An 18,096-nucleotide genomic window follows, 5' to 3' on the forward strand; every position below is an offset into this window, starting at 1 on the left:
TAAAATTCTTCCAAATTGGAGTTTTGAAGAATAAAAACAATTTGTCAAATTTGATATTCCTTAATTGTCATTTATTTTAATATAGTTGAATGGTTGTTAAAAACCTCTTTTTACTAATTTTATACGGGAAGTATCATTTTTTTACTGTTTTACTTATTTTAAGCAATTATATAACATAAAAAGGAACGCAATATCGCGTTCCTTTTTAATACTAACTTTAAAGTATTACCTATATTATTTATTCTTTTTCTTTTTAACAATAGGCTTGGCTTTTAAAACAAGTTCCTTTTTGTTATTTATGTAACTAGCTAACATCTTTTCAATCAATTCGTCTTTCGTTAAATGATGAAAAATAGTCTTTATTTTCTCTTTTAAAACTAGAGAAACTTCATTATTTGGTTTCGTTTTAAAAATTTGCTTCGCCCATAAAAGCGAATTATTATCTTCAATACTTACTGTATCTGGTTTTTTAAATTCGGTAAATTTTATACCCAATTCATTCTCAAACTCTACTAATTCGAACTTTTCTTCTTTTTGTAAAACTGTCAATGAAAGCCCGTTTGCTCCTGCTCTAGCAGTTCTTCCACTTCTATGCACATACGCTTCATAAACATCTGGCAAATGGTAATTAACCACATACGAAATCTCTTTCACATCAATTCCTCTTGCAGCTAAATCTGTAGCTACTAAAATATTAATATGTCCTTCACGAAACTGCTCCATTATACGATCACGAATAGGTTGTGTTAAACTTCCATGCAAAGCTCCTGAAGAGAAACGATTTATAGCCAAATTCTTAGCTAGTTTATTAACGGCTGCTTTTGTTTTACAAAAAATAATTCCGCGTTCCCCTTCTTTTGATGTTAGAAAATGCATTAAAACATCTAATTTCTCAATTGGGTCTACCACTACATATTGATGGTCGATACTATTATTACCAACAACCTCCATACTAGCACTTACTTGTGTAACGTGCTTAGACATGTAGTTTTGGATTAGTTGCTTAATCGTTCCAGGCATTGTTGCAGAAAACAATAAAGTCCTTCTGCTTTTTGGCAATTCTGTTATAATTTCTTCTAAACTCTCTTTAAGAGCTGTAACCATTTCATCTGCTTCATCTAATACTAAATACTTTGCCTCTTTAATATTAATTGCATTTCGCTTAATTAAATCAATTAAACGACCTGGAGTAGCAATTACAATGTGCGTAGGTTTTGACAAACGCTCCATTTGTGGTTTAATAGGAATTCCTCCACAACTTGCTGCAATAGAAACTTCAGGCAAATATTTAGCAAATGCTTCCATATTACTAAAAATTTGATGTCCTAATTCCCTTGTTGGAACTAAGATTACAGCTTGTATATTTTTGTTTTCAGTATCAATTAATTGTAATAAAGGCAATCCAAAAGCTGCAGTTTTTCCGGTTCCGGTTTTTGCTAAACCCACAAAATCATCCGTTTTAGTTAATAAAACAGGTATTGCTTTTTCTTGAATCTCTGTTGGAACAGAGATTTCTAAATCTGTTAAGCTTTTTAGTATTGGTGCAGCAATTCCTAATTTGGAAAATTGATTTGACATCTTTTTATGGATTTATTATTTTTGATAGTGAATAATAAGTTAAATGGAACAATTCCTTTAATCTTTTACAATTCTCAAATTTTTACAAAAATAGCTTAAATTAATAATATTTCCTATTTTTAAAGAAGTACACCTCCTTTATACACAAGGCTTAACAAGTTATAAAACATAGCAATAGCTTTTATTAATACTTTTATTAGTCTTTATTTTTAAAAGTCAAGTTTAAAAAAACATTAATCTAAAATTACAAAATATTCACTCATAATTCCTTAACTTTATAAGATTATCATTACCAAATCTTTTTACAATAACATTAGTCTCTTATTTTATTTATGATGCAAGTCTTTAAAACAAACCTTAAAATAAAAAACTTCTTTGTAGAAATTGGGGAGCTTACTTATTTTTCTAATAGGTTTTTTAAAGAACTTTTTAGTAAACCATTTGAATTTAAAGAGTTGTTAAGACAATGTTATAATATGGGTAACAAATCTTTAGTACTAGTTATTATAACAGGCTTCATCATTGGATTAGTGCTTACCTTACAAACACGACCTACATTAGAGCAATTTGGAGCAGAGTCGTGGATGCCTTCAATGGTAAGCATTTCTATCATTAGAGAAATTGGCCCTATTATTACAGCCCTAATTTGTGCAGGTAGAATTGGTTCTGGAATTGGTGCTGAACTAGGTTCTATGAGAGTTACAGAACAAATTGATGCAATGGAAGTTTCAGGTACAAATCCTTTTAAGTATTTAGTTGTTACTAGAATTTTAGCTACGACACTTATGCTTCCGGTTTTGGTCTTTTTTGGAGATGCATTTGCATTGTATGGCTCTTATCTTATTGAAAATTTAAAAGGAGATGTTTCTTTTTTACTTTATTTCAATAAAGTTTTTAATGCACTAGAATTTAGTGATTTAATTCCTGCTACCATTAAAACCTTTTTTTTTGGTTATGCAATTGGACTAATTGGTTGTTTTAAAGGTTATTATTGTGAAAAAGGAACAGTAGGAGTTGGCGTAGCAGCAAATTCAGCAGTTGTTTTTACATCAATGTTATTATTTATTATTGATTTTATTGCAGTTTTTGTAACTGATATTTTTCTCTAAAAACATAAAAAATGCAAGAAAAAAAGGTAAACATAAATGAAAACAAAACAGTAGAAAGTAACCCCGTTTTAGTTATTAAGAATTTGAACAAACGATTTGGTGAAAACCAAGTGTTAAATGGTTTTAATTTGGAATTATATGAAGGGGAAAACTTGGTTATCATGGGGAAATCAGGTTCTGGTAAATCAGTTATGATAAAATGTTTGGTAGGTTTAATTGAACCTGATTCGGGAAGTATAAAAGTAATGGGACAGGAAATAATGGAACTAAACCAAACCCAATTTGATGTAATACGAAATGAAATTGGCTTTTTATTTCAAGGTAGTGCCTTGTATGATTCTATGACTGTAAGAGAAAATCTAGAATTCCCTTTAAGACACCACAAAGAACGTTTTGGAAATAAAATGAGTACAACTACACTTATAGAAGAAGCTCTTACTAATGTAGGATTACTGCATGCTATAGATTTGATGCCATCTGAGCTTTCTGGCGGAATGAAACGTAGAGTAGCATTAGCCAGAACGCTAATTTTAAAACCTAAAATAATTCTATATGACGAACCTACAAGTGGCTTAGATCCAATTACATCTAAAGAAATCATTCAACTCATAAAAAATATTCAAGAACAATATAAGACCTCTTCCTTAATAATTACACATGATGTGGATTGCGCCCGAGTAATTGCAAATCGAATGATTTTATTAATTAATGGTGTAAATTATATTGAAGGTAAATATGACGAGTTAGAAAAATCAACCGACGAAAATGTTAAAGCTTTTTTTAAATAAAATTTAGGAGGAAATTAAATAAATTATGAGAAAGACTTCAGGCGAAAAATTTAAACTAGGACTATTTGTTATAACAGGATTAATTCTATTTACTGCTGGGATTTTTCTTATTGGAGAACGTCAAAATATATTTGGAAAAAGTATTCTTATCAGTGTTAAATTCACAAACACAAATGGTTTACAAAAGGGAAATAATGTTCGCTATTCTGGAATTAATGTTGGTACTGTAAAAGAAATTTCAATGATTAATGACACCTTAATTAAAGTGGATTTATTGATTGATAAAAAAATGTCGCTTCATATTAAAAAAGATGCTATTGCAACAATAGGTTCTGATGGTTTAGTAGGAAATATGATAGTAAATATAATTCCAGGTAAAGGAAACGCTGTAAATGTAAATCCTAGAGACTTTATTAAATCTTACACAAAAATAGGAACTAATGAAATGTTAAATACTTTAAATGTAACAAATGAAAATGCAGCTTTACTAACATTAGATTTATTAAAAATAACCAATGCCATCAATAATGAAAAAGGTACTTTAGGAATGTTAATTAATGATAGTATCATTTCAAACAACATTAAAAACACCATAATTAATTTACAAAAAACTAGTACTGAAGCTTCAAAAGCAATGAACAGTTTAAGCGCAAAAATTACTGCAATAAATTTAGACAATAGTGTAGCTGGAGTGTTAGTTAATGACACTGTTCAAGCTCAAAAAATGAGAAACATTATAGCTAATTTAGAAATCACCAGCCAAAACATAAATAAAACCGTTGATAGTCTGAACAAAACTATTGACCAAGTAAAAAATGGGAAAGGAGCTATCAACTATCTTTCCAATGATGAAGAATTTGTTAAAAACCTTGATAAAACAATTAAAAATTTAAACGAAGGAACAAACAAATTTAATCAAAGTATGGAAGCTTTAAAACATAATTTTTTAATTAGAGGTTATTTTAAAAAATTAGAAAAACAGAAAGAAAAAAAACGAAAATAAAAATTGAGCATACATTTCTCTTTTATTTTAAATTACCTTTGCCGCTTGCAATAAAACATGAAAAACACACTTTTATCATCGCCTTTACAAGGTTTTACCGATTTTCGTTTTCGTAACGCTTTCCATAAGTATTTTGGCGGAATCGATACGTTCTATTCTCCCTACATTCGTTTAAACGGAAAATTAGTTATTAAAGGTTCGTACGAACGTGATATTTTACCGGAAAACAATACTACTTTGGAAGTAATTCCACAAATCATTACGAATGATGCAGAAGAATTTGTTTTTGTTGCAAAATACGTTCAGTCGTTAGGTTATAAAGAATTAAATTGGAATTTAGGTTGCCCTTATCCTATGGTTGCAAAGTGTGGAATGGGTTCTGGATTAATTAGCAATACTTCTCAAATAGAACATATTTTAGATAGAGCACATTCTGAAACCGATATTATTGTTTCGATGAAAATGCGAATGGGTTATGAAGAACCAACAGAAATTTTAGATGTTTTTCCAATTTTAGATAAATACCCAATTAAGAATGTTGCCATTCACGCACGAATTGGCAAACAATTATACAAAGGCGGAGTGGATTTAGATTCGTTTCAGCGTTGTTTAGATACTTCTAAGCAAAAGCTTTATTATAATGGAGATATAACATCTGTAGAAAAATATAGAGAACTACAAGAACGCTTTCCGACTATTGACCACTGGATGATAGGAAGAGGTTTAATTGCTGATCCGTTTTTACCAAGTATGATTAGAGACAACACAACGGAATATCCTAAAGACAGATATGAAATTTTTAAAGAATTTCACGATACTATTTTTGAACAATACGATGCGTATTTATCTGGACCAACGCCAATACGTATGAAAATGCTTGGTTTTTGGGAATATTTTGCGGAGTCGTTTCCAAATCCTCAAAAGACCTTTAAGAAAATTAAAAAAGCAGGAAATACTAAAAACTATCTTTCTGCTGTTGAAGATATTTTTAAAAGTGTTTAAACTTGAAGTTTATCACCTATTTTCTTACCTATTTTATACGCTATAAAAAGTCCAATAATTATAATAAGTAAGTTCCCAAAAACATACAAAGTATAATAGAGTATATTATCTTTTGAAAAAAAGCAAAAATCGTCCGTAATACAAATTTCTTCGTTTTGGGTAGAAAATTGAGTCAGTAAAAAACTAAGCAATAACAAGGAAAAAAAGGCAATTGTAAAGTATATAAATTCTTTTCTAATTGTTTTTTTTCCTGTTGGTTTAAATACATTTCGTTCTTCTTCAGAACGTTTATTGTTCTGAAGTGACCAAATTACTTTTTTTGCTTCGTCGTCTACATCCATATCAATTACAATGTCAAAATTCAATTACAAATTATTACTTCAACAAAGTAATCAATGTTTCATAATCAACTTTTTGTTGTTCACCAGAAGCTAAATTTTTCAATGCAAATACATTGTTTTTCATTTCATTTTCACTAACTAAACTTCCTCTAGAATTAGACAGCATAGAGCTCTTAATTTTATCCCTATTAATATTTGCACCCCAAATAAGAATTACAGTCAAAAATAAAACATACAATAAAATAAACATTAATCCTTTTGTTGTTTTTTTAAATCCTTGTCTCAAAAATTCTCTTTTCTTTATTATTAATTTGTGATTAAATAAAAATAATATTAGCAATTCTAATACTACATAATATTTGTTTGGCAGTGATGGCAATGGAGATTTATCAGAAGTATAAAAAAGCACAATAAAAACTTCAATAGTAAGATAAACAAAAAGAGAACTAAGAAATCCCGTCAAAACTAAAGACATTTTATGACCATATCCCCATACATCTCTATAAAACCAATAAATTCTATATAGTAAATAATAATATAATTTCATTTTAATCTTTAAAAGTGAAAATAAAAATATCTGATAGATTTTTAAAGACCTGATAGGTGTAAAAAATCATATACTATTTGTGTAAAGCTGATTTCAACTCTTCTAAACTTAATCTAGTCTGTTCCCCAGTAGCTAAATTTTTCAATGCATACACATTGTTTTTCATTTCATCTTCACCCACTAAAACTGCAAATGGAATTCCGCGTTTATCGGCATGTTGAAATTGTTTTCCAATTTTAGCATTATCAGGATACATTTCTACTTTTAAACCATTTTTACGTAATTGTGAAATCGCTTTCATGGCATATTTTGCTTCCGCATCACCAAAGTTTAAAAACAATGCTTTTGAAGTTGCAGTAACGGTTTCAGGAAATAATTGTAATTCTTCGATTACCAATGCAATTCGGTCTAAACCAAAAGAAATTCCTACGCCACTCATGTTTTTCAATCCGAAAATTCCAGTTAAATCGTCGTAACGACCACCGCCACCTATTGAACCCATGGCAACACCTTTTGGCGCAGCTACTTCAAAAATTGCTCCTGTGTAATAGTTTAATCCACGAGCTAGTGTAACATCTAAATCTAAATTGGCAGTTTGCAAACCTAATTCGGTTACATTATCGCAAATAAAAGTCAACTCCTCTACTCCTTTCATTCCTTCTTCAGAAGTTGAAAGTAAAGCGGCTAATTTTTCTATTTTCTCAGCAATCGAACCGGTGAAATTAAATAGCGGTTGTACTTTAACGATAGCTTCTTCTGAAATTCCTTTTTCAAGCATTTCTTTCTTTACACCGTCTTCGCCTATTTTATCTAATTTATCTAAAGCAACCGTAAAATCAATTAATTTATCAGAAGCTCCAATAACCTCAGCAATTCCTGATAATATTTTTCTATTGTTAATTTTAATAGTAACACCTTTTAATCCTAATTCAGCGAAAACTGAATCGTATAATTGTACTAATTCTACTTCTTGCCAAAGCGAATTTGATCCTACAACATCAGCATCACATTGAAAAAATTCTCTAAAACGACCTTTTTGTGGTCTGTCTGCTCTCCAAACCGGTTGAATTTGGTAACGCTTAAACGGAAATTCAATTTCATTTTGGTGTTGTACCACGTATCTCGCAAATGGGACCGTTAAATCGTAGCGCAATGCTTTTTCAGAAATTTGAGAAGTTAATTTTAAACTGTCTTTATTTTCTAAATGTGTTGCATCAGCTTTACCTAAAAAATCACCTGAATTCAAAATTTTAAAAATCAGTCGGTCGCCTTCTTCACCGTATTTTCCCATTAAAGTTTCTGAATTTTCAAAAGAAGGTGTTTCAATAGGTTGAAAACCAAATTTTTCAAAATTAGATTTTATAATAGAAAATATATAGTTACGCTTTGCTACTTCTGCTGGAGAAAAATCACGTGTTCCTTTTGGTATACTTGGTTTTTGAGCCATGTTAAAATTTAGAATTTATTGATTTGGTAATCTGATAATTTGAAGTGCAAATATCGGATTTATTCAGCAGTTTAAAAAATCTTATTTTTAACCTATAGGTTGTGAAAATTGAAAACGTCAATTCGAGTGTTTTTTGTGTAGTAAAACGGAACAAAAAATGTATCGAGAATCGTTTTTAATGAATTTTTCTGGTTCTCGATACGATTTTCTGAAGAAAATCACTCGAACTGACGAAAAATTGTCATCAAAAATTAATTGCACCAACGGGTTATTTTTAGTATAATTTTAAACACATAGACACATAGTTTTATTTTACGTTTTGTCATTCCGAAGCATGAGGAATCTCATAATCATAATTTATAATGTGATTTCTCCTTCGTCGAAATGACAATCGTTGTCTTTTTAATTTATGCTTAAAAAAAACTTCTAAATTCTAACTTTAAATATGTAACAAAAAGCAAACTCTATAGTCTAATACAACATGGTAGGATTATTTAAAGAAAACACAAATATTGCTATTGATTCAATTAAGAGTCAGGCTTTACGAACATCATTAACTGTTTTTATTATTGCTTTAGGAATTACTGCATTAGTAGGGATTCTTACAGTTGTATCAGCTTTACAAAATACTATTATGAATGATTTCGCTTCTATGGGAGCGAATACCTTTTCAATGAGTCAGTATGATTTTTCTGCAGAAATCAATCAAAATGATGTAGAACAAAAAGTTAATCCTATTATAAGTTACCCAGAAGCTAGAGACTTTCAAGAAAAATATAATTTCCCATTTACCTCAACTTCTTTATCATTTACTGCAGCATCAAATGTTGAAGTAAAATACGGTAGCGAAAAAACAGATCCAGAAATTTCAATAGTTGGTGTAGATGAAAATTTTGCTCCAAATAAAGGCTTAATTGTTGCAAAAGGAAGAAATTTTAATTCTTTTGATGTAGAAAATAATAATTTTGTTTGTGTTCTTGGTTCTGACTTTGAAAAAGGACTGTTTAAAGGCATAAATCCAATTGATAAAACTATTTCAATAAGAGGTGCAAAATTTAAAGTAATTGGGGTTTTAAAAGAAAAAGGATCAACGTTTGGAAACAGCCAAGATTTACGTGTTTTAATTCCAACTCAATTAGCGCGTTCTATATTTTCTGCTCCAAGCATTAATTATGAATTAAACATTATGGCAAACAATGAAGCTTTATTAGATGAAGCTGTTGACAATGCTATAATTACAATGCGCCAAGTAAGAAAACTAAATCCGGTTGAGAAAAATAACTTCGGAATTGAAAGAAGTGACGATTTAATTCAAACATTATTATCAAACACTGAAGTTTTAAGTCTTACTGCTTGGGTTATAGGTATCATTACCGTTTTTGGTTCATCTATTGCGCTTATGAATATAATGTTAGTTTCTGTATCTGAAAGAACGCGTGAAATAGGTATTAGAAAATCGTTAGGAGCCAAAAGAACAACAATTGCTTGGCAGTTTTTTACTGAAACATTAGTAATTGGACAATTAGGCGGAATCGTTGGTATTATCCTAGGAATTTCTATTGGTTTTGGTATCGCTACGGCTATTGGGTTTCAATTTACCATTCCTTGGATGGCTATCTTTTGGGCATTTGTCGTAACTTTTGCTGTTACTATTCTTTCTGGATTAATTCCAGCAATAAAAGCGTCTAAATTAGATCCTGTTGAAGCATTGAGACATGAGTAATACTAGTGATTAGTAAAATTATTATTCATAGTTAATTACAAACTACATTTTACCATTCTATCATTACCGTAAATGTCTTTGCGCAATTCTATATTTTTAAAACCTAATTGTTCTAATAGTTCAACCGTTTGCTTTCCTAAATACTGATTAATTTCAAAAAACAATTGACCGTCTTCTACAAGACTTTCTTTTGCCAATTGCGCTATTTTTCTATAAAAAAGCAACGCATCATTATCTTCTACAAATAATGCTAAATGAGGTTCATAGTCTAAAACGTTCTTTTTTATTTCTTGTTTCTCAAGATTACGAACATATGGAGGATTGGAAACGATTACATCGAATTTCGGCTCTAACTTTTCGAGTTCTAAAATATTCTGAAGAATAAAATGCACTTCTACTTTATTTTCAATAGTATTTCTTTTTGCCACTTTTAAAGCTTCTTCTGAAACATCAATTGCAAAAACTTCTGCTTCAGGAATATTCTTTTTAATTGAAATAGGAATACAACCCGTTCCTGTTCCGATATCTAAAATTTTTTGTTGATTTGGAAATTTGGAAATTTGGAGATTTGAAACAATCCAATCGACTAATTCTTCTGTTTCGGGACGAGGAATTAAAGTGTGTTCGTTAACATAAAACTTAGAATCGTAAAACCAAGTTTCCCCAATAATATACTGAATGGGTTTCTCTGTTTTTAATTCTGAAATTATAGCTTCCCATTTTTGAACCTCTTCTTCTGAAATTTCAAAATTAGGATTCAAAGCCAAGTCAATTCGTTTTAAATTATGCAAATACTCCATTAGAATAAAAAAGAAACTTTGTACTTCATCTTTACCAAAAAGAGCATCTAATTGCTCATGAAAATTATTATTTATTTCTTTAATCAGCATCTATAACTTTTTAATCATCCAAACTTGGCAACTGTTATGACCTGTGTTTCCCATTGGCCCATCAATATTCTCGAAACCTATTCGCTTATATAGTTTTTGAGCAGTAGTCATGAACGAAAGGGTTTCTAAATAGCATTGTTTAAAACCTACTTCTTTAGCAAATTCCAAACATTTTGAAATTATTTGTTCCGCATAACCTGTTCCTCTGATTTCGGGTGCAAAATACATTTTTTGCAATTCACAAACTGAAGCATCTCCATTTTCTAAAGGAGCAATACCACAACCGCCAACGACTTTTCCGTCTTTTTCGACCACATAGTATTTAGTCCTTCTTTCTTGATACACTTCAAACAAAGTATCTAAAATAGGATCTGCATAAGCCGTTCCTACTTTTGGTGCATCTAATTCATGAAACACATTTCTAATTACTGTCGCAATTTGCTTATTATCTTTTTGTTGGATTTCTCTAATCAACATAACCTTAATTTATACTGCAAAAGTAAACAAATACATAGAATACTATATTAAACCTATCTTAAAAATACTACTTTTGTAAAATGACTACGCATGAAAAATACATGGCTCGTTGCATTCAATTGGCGAAAAATGGATTAGGCTCAACCTATCCAAATCCATTAGTGGGTAGTGTAATCGTTTATAACGGGGAAATAATTGGAGAAGGTTGGCACCAAAAAGCAGGTGAAGCTCATGCAGAAGTAAATGCAATAAACTCAGTTAAGGACAAAGCTTTACTTTCAAAAGCAACTATTTATGTCAGTCTTGAACCATGTAGCCATTTTGGAAAAACTCCTCCATGTGCCGATTTAATTACGTACCATAAAATACCAAAAGCAGTAATTGGAACTATAGACCCTTTTGCTAAAGTTGCAGGAAACGGTATTAAAAAACTGATGGAATCTGGCATACAAATTACTTTAGGTGTTTTAGAAAAAGAATGCAAAGAATTAAACAAGCGCTTTTTTACTTTTCACGAAAAAAAACGTCCCTATATCATTTTAAAATGGGCAGAAACCGAAAACGGGTTTATTGCTCCATTAGAAAAAGACAAAAAAAAGCCGGTTTGGATTACCAATCAATATTCAAGACAGTTAGTTCATAAATGGCGAACAGAAGAACAAGGAATTTTAGTTGGCACAAATACTGTCTTAGAAGACAACCCAAGTTTAGAAGCTAGAGATTATTTTGGTCAAAACCCTATAAGAATTGCTATTGATAGAAATAACACAATTGATGAATCTTTTCAAATAAAAAATAAAAAAACGAGCACAGTAATTATTACAAATGATATTATTTTAACAAAAAAGGGATATATTATTTATAAAAATATTATATTTGATACTATTTTTGTTGATAATTTGCTTAAATATTTACACATATCCAATATTCAATCGTTAATTATAGAAGGTGGAACTAAAACACTTCAAAATTTTATTGATAAGGGTTTATGGGATGAAGCAAGAATTTTTTCAAATAAAAACAAATTTATAACTGGAATTGAAGCCCCAAAACTCAATTTTAAAAGTACTACTAATTTTAATGTAATTAACGATCAACTTAAATTATACAGAAATTATGATTGATACTATTATTTTTGATTTTGGAAATGTTTTTATAGATATAGACCGAAAAGCTACTGAAAAAGCCTTCGCTGAACTAGGTATTAAAGAATGGACAGAAGATCTAGAGCTATCAAACCAACTATACGAATTAGGAAAAATAGATGAACTTGAGTTCATGTCTGTAATCCAAAAACATATTCCTGAAACCGACATACTTTCTATAAGAAACGCTTGGAATATTCAAGTTGGAGATTTTCCTTTAAAAAGACTAGAATTTTTACAATTAATTTCTAATAAATATAGAATACTCTTATTGAGTAATGCAGACAGAACACACATTGATAAATTTGAACATAAATTTGGAGTTTCTTTTGCGAGAGATTTTTACAGTTGTTTTGAAAAAGTTTACTTTTCATTTGAGTTTGGATTCAGAAAACCAGATGTTAAAGCATTTCAATTAATAATAAACAACCATAACATTACCCCAAAAACAACTTTATTCATAGACGACACTTTGGAACATATTAAAAGCGCAAGTAGTCTTGGAATAAACACTTGGCACTTAAATCCTGAAAAAGAAGATGTAACACAATTACTAGATAAGTTAAAAACAGCTTATGCTTAATTTATTACTCACTATACTTTTTTCGAGTTTTTTATACTTAATATTTAAACTATTCGTAAAATATAACATCAACAACTTACAAGCAATTATATTTAATTATGTTATTGCTTTTTTTGTTGGCTATTTAATTAACCCCTTTGACTTTTCAATTCCCAAATTACTATCAACACCTTGGCTATTTGGTTCAATTTTTTTAGGATTTATGTTTATTTGTGTCTTCAATATCCTAGGTAAAACAACACAAATAAATGGCATCTCAGTAGCTACAGTATCCAGTAAAATGGCAATGATAATTCCTATACTATTTGGTATAATTATATTTAATGAAAATTTAGGAAGCAGTAAAATAATTGGAATCGTAATTGCCTTATTAGCTGTTTATTTTACATCAAAAAAAGAAAGCGGAAAAATAGAAACATCAAATTACCTACTGCCAATACTCTTGTTTTTTGGCGCTGGAATTATTGACACAAGTATGAACTACATACAACATCATTATATTAAAGAAGATGAAGCAAGCACATTTGCCTCATTTACTTTTATTTTTGCTTTTATTTTTGGGTTACTCTTTTTTGTAATAAAAAGTATAAAACAAGAAAGCAAAATTCACGGAAAAAACATAGTTGCAGGTATCGTATTAGGCATACCTAACTATTTTTCAATGTATTATTTAATAAAAGCACTGCAAAATAAAAATTTAGAAAGCGCTACAATTTTTACATTAATAAATATAGGTGTAATTTTGCTGACAACTATTTTTAGTATAATGTTTTTTAATGAAAAAATTAGAAAACAAAATTTCATAGGAATTCTGCTCGCAATAGCTGCTGTATTCTTAGTTACCCAATAAAATGAGCGATTTAAACCTAGATACCTACAAAACAATACTAACTTCACCTGAGCCAGCTTTATTTAAAGAAAAAAACAGCAAGTTCATTGGATATGCTTTTCCTGTTACAAATGAAGAACAAGTAAAAACTCATATAGAAGAATTAAAAAAAGAGCATCATTCTGCAAGACATTGGTGCTATGCCTATCAAATAGGAACCGAAAACATTAATTACAGAGCAAATGATGACGGCGAACCAAATAATAGCGCCGGAATGCCTATTTATGGTCAATTACAATCATTTGATGTTACAAACATACTTGTTGTAGTTGTTCGTTACTTTGGCGGCGTAAAACTTGGTGTAGGCGGTTTAATATCTGCATATAAAACTGCTGCGCAAATGGTTTTGGAAACCGCTCAAATTGAAGAAAAAACAATCGACATACATTACATCATAAAATTTGAATACATCAACATGAATAAAGTAATGAGAGTAATCAAAGAAAAAAATATCGATATCATAAATCAAAAAATGGAAATGTCATGTGAAATTGAAATTGCTATTCGCAAAAATAACGCAGAAAACATTTATGAAGCTTTTAATTCAATTTATGAAATCGATATTTCTGAAAAAGAATAATTAAATCTTTTTTAAACATTCTAAAACGTATTCAGGAGGCAATGTTGGCCTTCCGGTTTTCATGTTTACAAACACCAACATTGAGTAACCAATTGTTAACAACTCCTCTTTTTCATTATAGATTTCGTAGTCAAATTCTATCTTAACAGAAGTCTGACTTTTAAAAATAGTTTTAACAGTTAACACGTCATCATACCTTGCTGGCTTCTTATAATCCATAGACAAAGAAACAACTGGCAACATTACACCATTTTCTTCCATCCATTTATAAGAAACCCCCATATTCCTTAACCACTCAACACGTCCCATTTCAAAATATTGCGCATAATTACCATGATAAACAACCCCCATTTGGTCAGTTTCTGCGTATCTGACTCTAACATTAAATTGAAATTCTTTCATAAAAAAATATCTTCTATTAGTATTTTAAATTATAATTTATGTTTACAATTTTATTTTTTAAAAATCAATAGGCATTTCATTTTTTTTTAATAAAATTTGTTCACATATTTGTTCTCCCAAATAAAAAGAATGAATTGTCTTTATTCTTTGTAAGATAACTATTATTAACCTCAACAAATAACTGTAAAAAAAACAGGGTATATGAGCAAAACTGCACAATCTGTATGGAACAACTGTTTGTCTTTTATAAAGGACAATATTCAGGAACAAGCCTATAAAACATGGTTTGAACCTATTCAATCAGTTGAACTAACAGACAACGCATTATACATTCAAGTACCTAGTAAGTTTTTCTATGAATGGCTAGAAGAACATTACGTTAAGTTATTAAAAGTTGCTCTTACAAAAGAACTTGGTTCGAATGCAAAGTTATTGTATAAAATCAAAATGGAAAACACTTATGGCAATAAACTTCCATTTACTGAACAAATTCCTAGTTTAAATAGACAGGCTGTAAAAACTCAAGAAGTAGATGTACCTATTGCTAATAAAAATCCTGAGTTAAAAAATCCTTTTATTATTCCTGGAATTAGAAACCTTAAAATTGAATCTCAGCTTAACGCTAATTACAGTTTTGACAATTTCCTTGAAGGCGACTCAAATAGATTAGCGAGAAGCGCAGGTTTTGCTGTAGCAAATAAACCCGGCGGGACTTCTTTTAATCCACTATTAATATTTGGAGGTGTTGGATTAGGTAAAACACATTTAGCTCACGCAATTGGGGTTGAAATCAAAGACAAGCATCCAGAAAAAACTGTTTTATACATCTCTGCTGAGATATTTACGCAACAATATATAGATTCCGTTAAAAAGAACACAAGAAATGATTTTATACATTTTTATCAATTCATTGATGTTTTAATTATTGATGATGTTCAATTTTTATCAGGAAAAACAGGAACACAAGATGTGTTCTTTCACATATTCAATTACTTACACCAAAACGGAAAACAAGTAATCTTAACATCTGACAAAGCGCCAGTTGACATGCAAGACATTGAACAACGTTTATTGTCGCGCTTTAAATGGGGTTTATCAGCTGAGCTAAGCCAGCCTGATTTTGAAACTCGTATTTCTATCTTAAAGAACATTCTTTATAGAGATGGAGTTGAAATACCTGAAGACATCATCGAATATGTTGCCAAAAACATAAAAAGCAATGTTAGAGAACTTGAAGGTGCAATTATTTCTTTAATAGCACAGTCTTCTTTCAACAAAAAAGAAATAACAATTGATTTAGCAAAACAAGTTGTTGAAAAATTTGTTAAGAATGTAAAGCGTGAAATATCTATAGACTATATCCAAAAAGTAGTTTCAGATTATTTCCAATTAGATTTAGAAATTTTACAATCTAAAACAAGAAAAAGACACGTTGTACAAGCAAGACAATTAGCTATGTTTTTTGCTAAAAAATTCACTAAATCTTCTTTAGCTAATATTGGCTCTCAAATTGGAGATAGAGATCATGCCACTGTTTTACATGCTTGTAAAACGGTAGATAATTTAGTTTCTACTGATAAGCAATTTAGAAAGTTTGTTGACGACATCAACAAAAAGTTAACTTTATAAATGACAAAAATCTTAATGGTTTGTTTAGGAAACATTTGCCGATCACCATTGGCAGAAGGTATTCTACGCTCAAAACTGTCTAGTAATTTTACAGTTGATTCTGCTGGTACTGGCGGATGGCATACTGGTGAATTACCCGACAAACGATCTATTGAAATTGCAAAGATAAAGGGAATAGACATTACCAATCAAAGAGGCAGAAAATTCACTAAAAATGATTTTTCAGAATTTGATTTAATTTACGCAATGGATAATTCAAATTTAAAAGACATACTACAATTAGCTCCTGATGAAAATGCTAAAAAGAAAGTCCATTTAATTTTAAATGAAATTTATCCGAACGAAAATAAAGATGTACCCGATCCTTATTATGGATTAAATGATGGTTTTGAAAAAGTATACAATATGCTTGACGAAGCCTGTAATAGCATTGCTGAAAAAATAAAGTAAAATTCTTAAAATAGCACCTCAAGAAATTGAGGTTTTCTAAAAAAATTAATATATGAAAACCACTCAACTTTTAGGTAAATTATATTTAATTCCTTGTACATTATCTAATCCTGGAGAAATAACTGTAGCTCCTGAAGACGTTCTACCTCATAGCATTAAACGAACTATTGACTTCATAGATTATTATATTGTAGAAAACGAAAAGACAGCACGTAGATTCATAAAAATCATTCAACCAGAAAAAAGCCAACCTAACTTAAAACTTTCTTTACTAAATAAAAGAACAGAGGTTAGTGAGCATAATGCATTTTTAAAACCAATATTTGATGGCTATAATATTGGATTACTAAGTGAATCAGGGTGTCCTGGTATTGCAGACCCTGGTGCTGATATTATTAAACTTGCACATGAAAAAGGAATTCAAGTTGTACCGCTTGTTGGCCCAAGTTCAATTTTATTAGCAATGATGGCAAGTGGAATGAATGGACAAAGCTTTGCATTTAATGGATACTTGCCTATTGAAAAAGGAGAAAAGAAAAAAGCTTTAAAGGATTTTGAAAGGCTTTCACAAGAAAAAAATCAATCGCAATTATTTATTGAAACACCATATCGAAACAATAAACTAATCGAAGATCTTTTACAAAATTTAAATGGCAACACTCATTTGTGTATTGCTTGTGACATTACTTTGCCAACTGAATATATAAAAACGAAAACTGTTAACGACTGGAAAAAACAAAAGGTCGATTTACAGAACCGACCTTGTATTTTTATTATTCACAAAATGTAACGAAGTATTACAATTTTACTTTTGCATTTCTATCGGCATTAATATGACTTACATCATATCCACCGAATTTTTTCATATAACTTTTTAACGAAGTACCAAAACCGTCTTTAAAACCATTTCTTCCATTACTTCTAAGGTATTTTTTTACAGAACCAGCACCACCTAAATGAGCAGCTGCTACTAAACCAGATTCGGTTATTTTAATTCCATTAATAACTCTACCGTTATACTTTTTAATTTCTTTTCTTAATTCCCACTTATTTATTGCAATTAAAGCTTTAAACGCTTTATCCTGCCAAGCAGCATTTTGCAAAAATTCTTGAAAATCATAAACTCCAACTGCTCTTAAAGTACTTCTACCAAATTGGTATTTTCCCATATAACCATATGGATTAACCATATTTAAAATTCCTCTCGACTCTTTAAAAGCCAAAGCTTGTCTAAAACCTATAAAAGTTTTACCAACATAAGGAATCTCTACACTACTAACTTTCTCATCAACATCATCTAGTTCGTCAACATTTTGAACGCTGTAATTAATTTCTTCATTTTCATTAACATGAAAACCAGGAACTCTTTCAATTTTGAAAGAACTAAAACCTGAAGAGACTAAAACTACTAAGACAATTAATCCTAAAAAATACGAGCTTTTTCTTACCATAAATTTTTGTTTCTCAGCGTCTGTCACTCATCTGAAATTTCCGAGGTCAAAGATACGAAAAA

General features: G+C 29.9%; 20 protein-coding genes. 12 read left to right on the forward strand and 8 right to left on the reverse strand.

All coding sequences use genetic code 11. The annotated features are described in order from the left end of the window. Positions 1-234 precede the first annotated feature (234 nt). On the reverse strand, positions 235-1,578 hold the full coding sequence (locus UXY25_RS02525; protein ID WP_320814427.1) for a DEAD/DEAH box helicase: 1,344 nt from the start codon (positions 1,576-1,578) through the stop codon (positions 235-237). Positions 1,579-1,913: 335 nt separating this feature from the next. Here UXY25_RS02525 and UXY25_RS02530 point away from each other — a divergent pair, with 335 nt between their 5' ends. From UXY25_RS02530 to UXY25_RS02545, 4 genes are read left to right on the forward strand one after another with little or no spacing between them, the layout of a single operon-like run. After that, a complete protein-coding gene (locus UXY25_RS02530; protein WP_320814659.1) occupies positions 1,914-2,687 on the forward strand; it encodes an ABC transporter permease in 774 nt (257 codons plus the stop codon). An 11-nt stretch (positions 2,688-2,698) separates the two neighbouring features. After that, positions 2,699-3,475 carry an ABC transporter ATP-binding protein gene (locus UXY25_RS02535; RefSeq protein ID WP_320814428.1) on the forward strand — a complete coding sequence of 259 codons (777 nt, stop codon included), beginning with the start codon at positions 2,699-2,701 and terminating at the stop codon, positions 3,473-3,475. A gap of 25 nt (positions 3,476-3,500) precedes the next feature. Next, positions 3,501-4,478 carry an MlaD family protein gene (locus UXY25_RS02540; protein WP_320814429.1) on the forward strand — a complete coding sequence of 326 codons (978 nt, stop codon included), beginning with the start codon at positions 3,501-3,503 and terminating at the stop codon, positions 4,476-4,478. Positions 4,479-4,535: 57 nt separating this feature from the next. Then, positions 4,536-5,480, forward strand: coding sequence for a tRNA-dihydrouridine synthase family protein (locus UXY25_RS02545; RefSeq protein WP_320814430.1), 945 nt, complete (start codon positions 4,536-4,538; stop codon positions 5,478-5,480). On the opposite strand, the gene UXY25_RS02550 is transcribed toward UXY25_RS02545, so the two are convergent. The 3 genes from UXY25_RS02550 to hisS form a co-directional block, all read right to left on the reverse strand. After that, complete coding sequence (locus UXY25_RS02550) at positions 5,477-5,845, reverse strand: hypothetical protein (protein ID WP_320814431.1); 369 nt, start codon at positions 5,843-5,845, stop codon at positions 5,477-5,479. The two genes, UXY25_RS02545 and UXY25_RS02550, sit on opposite strands and share 4 nt — an antisense overlap. A 10-nt stretch (positions 5,846-5,855) precedes the next feature. After that, positions 5,856-6,368, reverse strand: coding sequence for a hypothetical protein (locus tag UXY25_RS02555; protein ID WP_320814432.1), 513 nt, complete (start codon positions 6,366-6,368; stop codon positions 5,856-5,858). A gap of 73 nt (positions 6,369-6,441) precedes the next feature. Next, a complete protein-coding gene (gene hisS / locus UXY25_RS02560) occupies positions 6,442-7,815 on the reverse strand; it encodes a histidine--tRNA ligase (protein ID WP_320814433.1) in 1,374 nt (457 codons plus the stop codon). A 481-nt stretch (positions 7,816-8,296) separates the two neighbouring features. On the opposite strand from hisS, the gene UXY25_RS02565 reads away from it, so the two are divergent. Continuing rightward, positions 8,297-9,538, forward strand: coding sequence for an ABC transporter permease (locus UXY25_RS02565; RefSeq protein ID WP_320814434.1), 1,242 nt, complete (start codon positions 8,297-8,299; stop codon positions 9,536-9,538). 35 nt (positions 9,539-9,573) lie between these two features. Here UXY25_RS02565 and prmC read toward each other — a convergent pair whose 3' ends face one another. Together prmC and UXY25_RS02575 are read right to left on the reverse strand one after the other, a co-directional pair. Beyond that, a complete protein-coding gene (prmC, locus tag UXY25_RS02570; protein WP_320814435.1) occupies positions 9,574-10,428 on the reverse strand; it encodes a peptide chain release factor N(5)-glutamine methyltransferase in 855 nt (284 codons plus the stop codon). After that, positions 10,429-10,905, reverse strand: a complete 477-nt coding sequence (locus tag UXY25_RS02575) for a GNAT family N-acetyltransferase (RefSeq protein ID WP_320814436.1) — start codon at positions 10,903-10,905, stop codon at positions 10,429-10,431. An 80-nt stretch (positions 10,906-10,985) separates the two neighbouring features. On the opposite strand from UXY25_RS02575, the gene ribD reads away from it, so the two are divergent. From ribD to UXY25_RS02595, 4 genes are all read left to right on the forward strand, one after another. Continuing rightward, positions 10,986-12,029: a bifunctional diaminohydroxyphosphoribosylaminopyrimidine deaminase/5-amino-6-(5-phosphoribosylamino)uracil reductase RibD gene (gene ribD, locus UXY25_RS02580; protein WP_320814437.1), complete on the forward strand. Its 1,044-nt coding sequence runs from the start codon at positions 10,986-10,988 to the stop codon at positions 12,027-12,029. Continuing rightward, on the forward strand, positions 12,022-12,633 hold the full coding sequence (locus UXY25_RS02585) for an HAD family phosphatase (RefSeq protein WP_320814438.1): 612 nt from the start codon (positions 12,022-12,024) through the stop codon (positions 12,631-12,633). The genes ribD and UXY25_RS02585 overlap by 8 nt, the downstream gene beginning before the upstream one ends. A gap of 280 nt (positions 12,634-12,913) precedes the next feature. Continuing rightward, a complete protein-coding gene (locus tag UXY25_RS02590; protein ID WP_320814439.1) occupies positions 12,914-13,483 on the forward strand; it encodes an EamA family transporter in 570 nt (189 codons plus the stop codon). A 1-nt stretch (position 13,484) separates the two neighbouring features. Continuing rightward, positions 13,485-14,102 carry a YigZ family protein gene (locus UXY25_RS02595; protein ID WP_320814440.1) on the forward strand — a complete coding sequence of 206 codons (618 nt, stop codon included), beginning with the start codon at positions 13,485-13,487 and terminating at the stop codon, positions 14,100-14,102. Here the strand turns inward: UXY25_RS02595 and UXY25_RS02600 are convergent, their stop codons facing one another. Next, on the reverse strand, positions 14,103-14,504 hold the full coding sequence (locus tag UXY25_RS02600) for a thioesterase family protein (RefSeq protein WP_320814441.1): 402 nt from the start codon (positions 14,502-14,504) through the stop codon (positions 14,103-14,105). A 201-nt stretch (positions 14,505-14,705) separates the two neighbouring features. Between UXY25_RS02600 and dnaA the strand changes: the two genes are divergently transcribed. Genes dnaA through UXY25_RS02615 form a run of 3 tightly spaced genes read left to right on the forward strand, consistent with a single transcriptional unit; the run spans position 14,706 to position 17,373 of the window. Continuing rightward, complete coding sequence (dnaA, locus tag UXY25_RS02605; RefSeq protein ID WP_320814442.1) at positions 14,706-16,133, forward strand: chromosomal replication initiator protein DnaA; 1,428 nt, start codon at positions 14,706-14,708, stop codon at positions 16,131-16,133. Continuing rightward, complete coding sequence (locus UXY25_RS02610; protein ID WP_320814443.1) at positions 16,134-16,583, forward strand: low molecular weight protein-tyrosine-phosphatase; 450 nt, start codon at positions 16,134-16,136, stop codon at positions 16,581-16,583. 52 nt (positions 16,584-16,635) lie between these two features. Next, complete coding sequence (locus UXY25_RS02615) at positions 16,636-17,373, forward strand: SAM-dependent methyltransferase (protein WP_320814444.1); 738 nt, start codon at positions 16,636-16,638, stop codon at positions 17,371-17,373. Positions 17,374-17,380: 7 nt separating this feature from the next. Here the strand turns inward: UXY25_RS02615 and UXY25_RS02620 are convergent, their stop codons facing one another. Further along, a complete protein-coding gene (locus UXY25_RS02620) occupies positions 17,381-18,034 on the reverse strand; it encodes a peptidoglycan-binding protein LysM (RefSeq protein ID WP_320814445.1) in 654 nt (217 codons plus the stop codon). Positions 18,035-18,096: the final 62 nt, after the last annotated feature.

The sequence above is a fragment of the Flavobacterium sp. genome (assembly GCF_034111225.1).
Classification (GTDB): Bacteria; Bacteroidota; Bacteroidia; order Flavobacteriales; family Flavobacteriaceae; genus Flavobacterium.

Coding starts and splice junctions, on each gene's coding strand:
- UXY25_RS02600 (WP_320814441.1), bottom strand. CDS start 14,504: ATGAAAGAATTTCAATTTAATGTTAGAGTCAGATACGCAGAAACTGAC.
- UXY25_RS02530 (WP_320814659.1), top strand. CDS start 1,914: ATGCAAGTCTTTAAAACAAACCTTAAAATAAAAAACTTCTTTGTAGAA.
- UXY25_RS02525 (WP_320814427.1), bottom strand. CDS start 1,578: ATGTCAAATCAATTTTCCAAATTAGGAATTGCTGCACCAATACTAAAA.
- UXY25_RS02615 (WP_320814444.1), top strand. CDS start 16,636: ATGAAAACCACTCAACTTTTAGGTAAATTATATTTAATTCCTTGTACA.
- UXY25_RS02590 (WP_320814439.1), top strand. CDS start 12,914: ATGGCAATGATAATTCCTATACTATTTGGTATAATTATATTTAATGAA.
- hisS (WP_320814433.1), bottom strand. CDS start 7,815: ATGGCTCAAAAACCAAGTATACCAAAAGGAACACGTGATTTTTCTCCA.
- ribD (WP_320814437.1), top strand. CDS start 10,986: ATGACTACGCATGAAAAATACATGGCTCGTTGCATTCAATTGGCGAAA.
- dnaA (WP_320814442.1), top strand. CDS start 14,706: ATGAGCAAAACTGCACAATCTGTATGGAACAACTGTTTGTCTTTTATA.
- UXY25_RS02620 (WP_320814445.1), bottom strand. CDS start 18,034: ATGGTAAGAAAAAGCTCGTATTTTTTAGGATTAATTGTCTTAGTAGTT.
- UXY25_RS02555 (WP_320814432.1), bottom strand. CDS start 6,368: ATGAAATTATATTATTATTTACTATATAGAATTTATTGGTTTTATAGA.
- UXY25_RS02540 (WP_320814429.1), top strand. CDS start 3,501: ATGAGAAAGACTTCAGGCGAAAAATTTAAACTAGGACTATTTGTTATA.
- UXY25_RS02595 (WP_320814440.1), top strand. CDS start 13,485: ATGAGCGATTTAAACCTAGATACCTACAAAACAATACTAACTTCACCT.
- prmC (WP_320814435.1), bottom strand. CDS start 10,428: ATGCTGATTAAAGAAATAAATAATAATTTTCATGAGCAATTAGATGCT.
- UXY25_RS02585 (WP_320814438.1), top strand. CDS start 12,022: ATGATTGATACTATTATTTTTGATTTTGGAAATGTTTTTATAGATATA.
- UXY25_RS02575 (WP_320814436.1), bottom strand. CDS start 10,905: ATGTTGATTAGAGAAATCCAACAAAAAGATAATAAGCAAATTGCGACA.
- UXY25_RS02535 (WP_320814428.1), top strand. CDS start 2,699: ATGCAAGAAAAAAAGGTAAACATAAATGAAAACAAAACAGTAGAAAGT.
- UXY25_RS02545 (WP_320814430.1), top strand. CDS start 4,536: ATGAAAAACACACTTTTATCATCGCCTTTACAAGGTTTTACCGATTTT.
- UXY25_RS02610 (WP_320814443.1), top strand. CDS start 16,134: ATGACAAAAATCTTAATGGTTTGTTTAGGAAACATTTGCCGATCACCA.
- UXY25_RS02565 (WP_320814434.1), top strand. CDS start 8,297: ATGGTAGGATTATTTAAAGAAAACACAAATATTGCTATTGATTCAATT.